Source organism: Georgenia wangjunii (assembly GCF_036421975.1).
Lineage (GTDB): Bacteria > Actinomycetota > Actinomycetes > Actinomycetales > Actinomycetaceae > Georgenia_A > Georgenia_A wangjunii.
Window position 1 is genome coordinate 1 of sequence record NZ_JAZGON010000021.1, and the last position, 5,694, is coordinate 5,694.

1 protein-coding gene and 1 pseudogene are annotated in these 5,694 nt (G+C 70.5%); both read right to left on the reverse strand.

From position 1 onward, the window contains the following. The coding region (locus tag V2J63_RS15900; protein WP_491062246.1) for a 3-keto-alpha-glucoside-1,2-lyase-like domain-containing protein at positions 1-1,981 on the reverse strand (1,981 nt) is incomplete at its 3' end. Further along, a pseudogene (locus V2J63_RS15905) lies at positions 1,976-5,041 on the reverse strand (3-keto-alpha-glucoside-1,2-lyase-like domain-containing protein); the annotation flags it as partial. The gene V2J63_RS15900 and the pseudogene V2J63_RS15905, both read right to left, overlap by 6 nt. Between the last annotated feature and the right edge of the window lie 653 nt (positions 5,042-5,694).

Sequence of the window (5,694 nt, forward strand, 5' to 3'; positions counted from 1 at the left end):
CGATGTTCTCGAACCCGATGCTCGCCAGACGCTCGAGCACCGCCGGCAGACCGTCGGCGTTCACCCACGGGATGAGCGAGAACATCTGGACCGAGACCTGCTCCACCGGAACCAGGACCGGCTCCGCGGGCTCCTCGAGTGCCTTGATGCGCACGTCGCGGAAGGAGACGCTGTCCGAGCCGCCATGGTTCTGCAGCCCGATGAAGCCCGAGCTGAGGTCCCGGGCCGGGTCGGTCGAGACGAAGTCGTTGACCAGCACCCCGTTGAGGTACACGCGGATGTTCGGGTCGTCGACGACGATCTCGTAGGAGTTCCACTCCCCCGGCGGGTTGAGCGCCTCGTCGCGGGCCGCGAGGTCGGCGCTCTGGAACGTGTAGATCGCACCGGTCGTGCGGTCGTCGGCGTCCGTCGCGTCGATCTGGATCTCGTAGCCCTGGTTGACCGCGACCCACGGGTCGTCGCCCGGGTCGGGGAACCCGACGAAGACACCGGAGTTGTCATCCCCGGCCATCTTCCAGTCCATCTTGAGGCTGTAGGACTCGAACTCCTCCGGGTACCACAGCAGACCCATCCCGCCCACGGTCAGGGCAGAGCAGTCCTCCTGCAGCTCGAAGCTGCCCGGCCCGGCCATGTTCCACCGGTCCAGGCTCGCCTGCGTCCCGTCGAACAGGGCGGTGTAGCCCTCCTCGACCTCACCCGGCTCGCACACCACCGGCTCGACGTCGGCCTCCTCCAGGCGGAAGAAGTCGAACGTCGCCGGCTGGCCGTTGCCGTTGTACGCGGCCAAGCCGATGCGGGGGTCGGTCAGCGCGCTCAGCGGCTGCGACCGCCCGAAGTCGGTCCACGTCTCCCCGTCGGCCGACCACGCGGCCGTGAGGAAGGAGCCGTCGCTGGTGACCTTGAGCCAGAGACCGTCGTCGTTGATGCCCGCGGGCAGCGCGCCGGAGCGGTCCTGGCCGGCCTCGAACACGGCCGACCCGTTCACCGTGCGGGCGAACTCGGCGCGCCACCCCAGGTCGGGGATGTCGATGAGCATCGCCTTGATGAAGTTCTGGTCGTTGCCGTGGACGATGATGCCGCCCTGCTCGTACTCCTCGCCCTGCGGGACCGCGACCTTCGTCACGGCCTCCCAGCCACCGTCGGGAGCGTCCTGGAGGATGACGTTCGCGGCGTTCGTGGCGCCGCCGTGCATGTCGCCGTCGAGGGCGTCGATGACGAGGTGCCCGTCGGCGAGGCGGTAGTGGTCCGTGTCCTGCCGCAGGATCGTCTCCCAGCGGCAGCGGTCCAGGACCTCGCCGTCGAACTCGTCGCTCGGGCCGACCTCCACCGGCGTGGCGAGGGTGAAGGACTCGAAGCGGGCATCGATGACCGGGACGCCGGCGCCCCCGCCGTTGAGCGCGTAGACCCCCACGTGCGGGTCCGGGATGCCGGCGAGCGGGCGGGCCCGGCCCAGCGGCTCCCACGCCTCGCCGTCGGTCGACACCGACGCGCGGACCACGGTGCCGTCGCTCTCCATCCGCACGAGCACCGTCGCGGGGTGGTCCTCGGGCAGGGAGATCCGGTCGATCTCCCCGCCGTCCACGGGCTGGCCGTCGGCCTGCCGGATGTACTCGTACCCGAGGCCATCCGGGGTGCGGATGAGGGCGAGCTTGACGAAGTTCGCGTCGTTCCCGTAGAGCATGAGGCCGGCCTGCTGGTAGGCGTTCACCGGGCTGAGCGTCATCTCCGTCGTCGCCGACCACGCCCCCTCGGGGGCCGGCCGGAGCACGAGGTTCTCGGCGTTCGTGTTCCCGCCGTACATGTCGTACGAGCCGGTGGGCAGCACGAGCGCGCCGTCCTCGACGTTCAGGGTCTCGGCGTTCTCCCGGACGACGTTCGACCACACGGCGCGGTCGAGCTCGGTGCCGTCGAAGTCGTCGGTGCTGCCGACGAGCTCGGGCTGGCACAGCGGCGGCGGCGGGGGCTCCTCGCCTGCGTCCATCGGCTCGATCCAGATGTTGCGGAACTGCACGGCGTTGCCGTGGTCCTGCAGGCGGATCGAGCCGGTGGCCGGGCCCTCGGGGATGTTGCCGCCGGTGCCGCCGGGGATGGTGACGTCGTCGTGCACGGTCACGCCGTTCCACACGACGGTGAGGCGGGCGTCCTGGACCTTGTTGCCCGCGGCGTCGTACCGCGCGGCGCGGAACTCGAGGTCGTAGGTCTGCCACTCCCCCGGCGGCAGCGACTCGTTGGAGTCGGGTGCCTTGTGGAGGTAGATCGAACCGGCCTCGTTGTCATCGAGCGTGGAGTCCCCGTAGGAGTCGAGGATCTGGAGCTCGTACCGCTCCTGCATGTAGACGCCGCTGTTGCCGCGGTCCTGGCCGGTCACGTCCGCGGGGAGCTCGGGCACCGTGAACTCGAGGTGCATCCGGTAGTCGCCGAACGCCTGCTTGGTGCGCAGGTCGCCGTTTGCGACCTCCATGGCGTCCTCGCCGACGAGCTCCCAGCTGGCCTCGCGCCCGTCGGTGTGCTGCCACTCGGAGAGGTCGGTCCCGTCGAAGAGGACGATTCGCTCGCCGGCCGGGCGCACGACGATGTGGTCGACGTTGACGTGGCCGGTGTCGCCCGGAGCCACCCGAAGCTCGATCGTGTTCGCGCCCTCCACCAGGTCGAGCGTGAGGACCTCGGTCGCCCAGAGGTTCCACTCCACCGTCCTCGGCAGGACGGCCTGCCCGGCACTCTGGCCGTTGACGAGGACGGTGAGCGTGCGGTCACCGTTCGCGGCGCTGGGTGTGGTCGCGTTGGTGTACCGGATGCCGACGTCGTAGCTGCCGGCCGCGTCGACGTGCACCGGGATCGACGTGGCGGCGCCGGTGCCCTGGAAGCCCGCCGCGAAGCCGGCGCCGGTGAACCCGGCGTGGTCGGTCGCGATGCCGACGGCTCCGGCGAAGAGGCCCTCCTCGGCCTCGTAGTAGGTCTCGGCCTCCTCGTCGCCGGGCACCCAGCCGGGCAACGTGTTGAGGGTGTACCAGGCCTGGGTGCTCCACAGCTCGTCGCCGGACTCGGCGGTGAACGGGCGCGGGGAGCGCAGGTGGACGACGCGACCGGGCTCGAGTCCGTCGACCTGGAGCGTGACGGTGGTGCGGTCCTCCGAGAGCTCGGCGCCGGTGACCTCGAGGGTCTCCTCGTTCAGCTTCGGCCCGCCGTAGGTCGGGGTGGCGATGTAGCGCCACTGCTCGACGTCGTAGGCCTCGGCGAGGCCCTCGGCCGTCTCCTCGGACAGCGGCTGGGTGTACTCCACCTCGAAGCCGCCCTCGATGACCCGCATCTCGGCCATGTCGAAGGTGGTCGTCCCGTTGGGGGTGAGCTTCTGCAGGCCGTACCGCAGCTTGCCGGACTCGCTCCAGTTGCCCGCCTCACCGATGCCGCCGACGTAGATCGCGCCGTCGGGCCCGACGATCGTGCGGTTGATGCCGGCCTCGAGGCCGGCGCTGTGGCGGAAGACGGCGCCCTGGTACTCGCCGTCGACGAGCTCGAGGAACCCGCGCTGGAGGCCGCCGTACGTGACGTCGCCGAAGAGCATCTGGCCCGCGAACGGCCCCTCCTCGAGCAGCACCGGGTTGCTCGGCGAGTTGCCGATCTCGTTCTGCGGCAACCACAGCACGGGCTGGGTCACGGGCTGGTCGTCGAACGGGCCGGCGGGGTTGGTGTAGTGGTTGAAGAAGCGGTCCTGCTTGATGTGGACGAGCTTGGAGCTCGGCAGCCAGTCGCCCTGGTTGTCCATGACGAAGATCTCGCCGTCCGGTCCCCAGCCCATGCCGTTGGGGGTGCGCAGGCCGCCGGCGACGTAGCTGATCTCGCCGGTGTCGCGGTCGACCTTGAGGTGCGTGCCGCGGTTCGCCGCGGGCTGCGGGTTGGTGCTCGCACCACCGGCGTTGATGGAGACGGACAGGCTGACGTAGAAGTGGTCCTCGTCGTGGAGGAGGCCGAAGGCGAACTCGTGGAAGTTCCCGCCGTAGGGCCACTCGGCGACCGTGCGGTGCTCGAGCATGCCGTCGCCGTCGGTGTCCGGGGTCAGCTCGGTGAGCCGGTCCCGCTCGGAGACGTAGATCGAGCCGTCGGCGACGGTCACGCCCATGGGGTTGAGCAGGCCGGTCGCGACCTTGGTGACCTCGACCTCCTCGGCGCTGGTCTCCCCGACGACGTTGTCGAGGATGAAGACCTCACCCGGCTCTGGGTTCTGCACCGGGCCACCGGGGCTCACGGAGCCGGAGGTGACGACGACGAGCTCGTCGTCCTCGGTGAAGGCCATCGCCGAGACCATGGGCTCGAAGCCCTCGGGTCGCAGGTCGGTGAGGTCGTAGCTCGGGTTGACCGAGTCCAGGCGCAGCCCGTCACCGGCGGTGTCGGTCGCCCCCTCGCAGTACTTCGTGCCCGGCGCGGTCACGCGCACGACCTCGGCCTCGGTGCTGAGCGCCGACGTGGGGACGAGCTCGAACCCGGACGCGCCCGGGGGCTGCCACTCGAGCCGGAGGATCTGGCCGCCGCCGGCCTCGAAGAACTCGACGCGCAGGACGTGCTGCCCGGCGGTCAGGGAGACGGTGCCGTCCACGGCTTCCTCGCCGTGCAGGCCGTCGTTGTCGATGAGGAGCTCGTCGTCGAGGTAGAGGAGGGAACCGTCGTCACTCGTGAGGCGGAAGATGTAGTTCCCGTCCGCCGGGACGTCGAGGTTGGCGGTGACGTGGGTGATGAAGTTGTCCGCCGCGCCGAAGTCCTCGGGCGTGCTGTAGTTGATGGTGGGCATGACCTTGTCGACGTTCGGCGTCGAGCCGGAGCGGATGGTGCACACGCTCTCGAGGCCGGCCGGCATGGTGTAGGTCTGCAGCGTGACGCCCGGCTGCTGTGCGGGCAGGTCCACGACCTGCGCGGGCACGCCTCCGATCTGCGCGGGCAGGTTCGCTCCGTGTGCGGATGCCGGTAGGGCACCGCCCGTGCCGACGGCGGTGAGCAAGAGTGCGCCAACGAGGCTCAGTGCGGCCCCGGGGCGTCGTCGCGTGGTCATGTGTCTCCCTGACGTCATCAGCTCGGACCGGACGAGCGGCGCTGGCCGCGCCCGTCTGCGATGACGAGCAGGACCGGCTCCGCCGATTCCCAGGCCGCATGGTCAGGGCATCCGTCCCGTCAGCGGGGCAGAGCAGGTGTGACCTGCGGCACACTTCGACCCTACGACTGCTTCCGCGGACCGTCAACGATCTTTCGTCGATCCCCGACACTTCGCTTGACGTGGACGCGCAGCGCCGAGCTCGCGAGTCCCCTGCGTCCCTTTGCGCTCCCGAGCGCGCTCCAGTCGGAACCCCCACGCCGTCCGGACCAGCGCCACCGCGGGGAGGCCTCGGGGACGCACGAGGGCGGTGGCTCGGCTGCTCGCCGGGCCACCGCCCCTCACCCACTCACCCACTCAGGCGCTCAGGCGCTCAGGCGCTCAGGCGCTCAGGCGCTCAGGCGCTCAGGCGCTCAGGCGCTCAGGCGCTCAGGCGCTCAGGCGCTCAGGCGCTCAGGCGCTCAGGCGCTCAGGCGCTCAGGCGCAAGCGTGCGCCGCGTACGGCACCTCGATCAACTCGGTCACCGTCTCGCCGTCGACCGTGGCCGCGACCGTCACCGACATCTCACCCGCCGGGACCTGCCCCAGTCGGGTCGTGAAGGCGTGCAGCACGC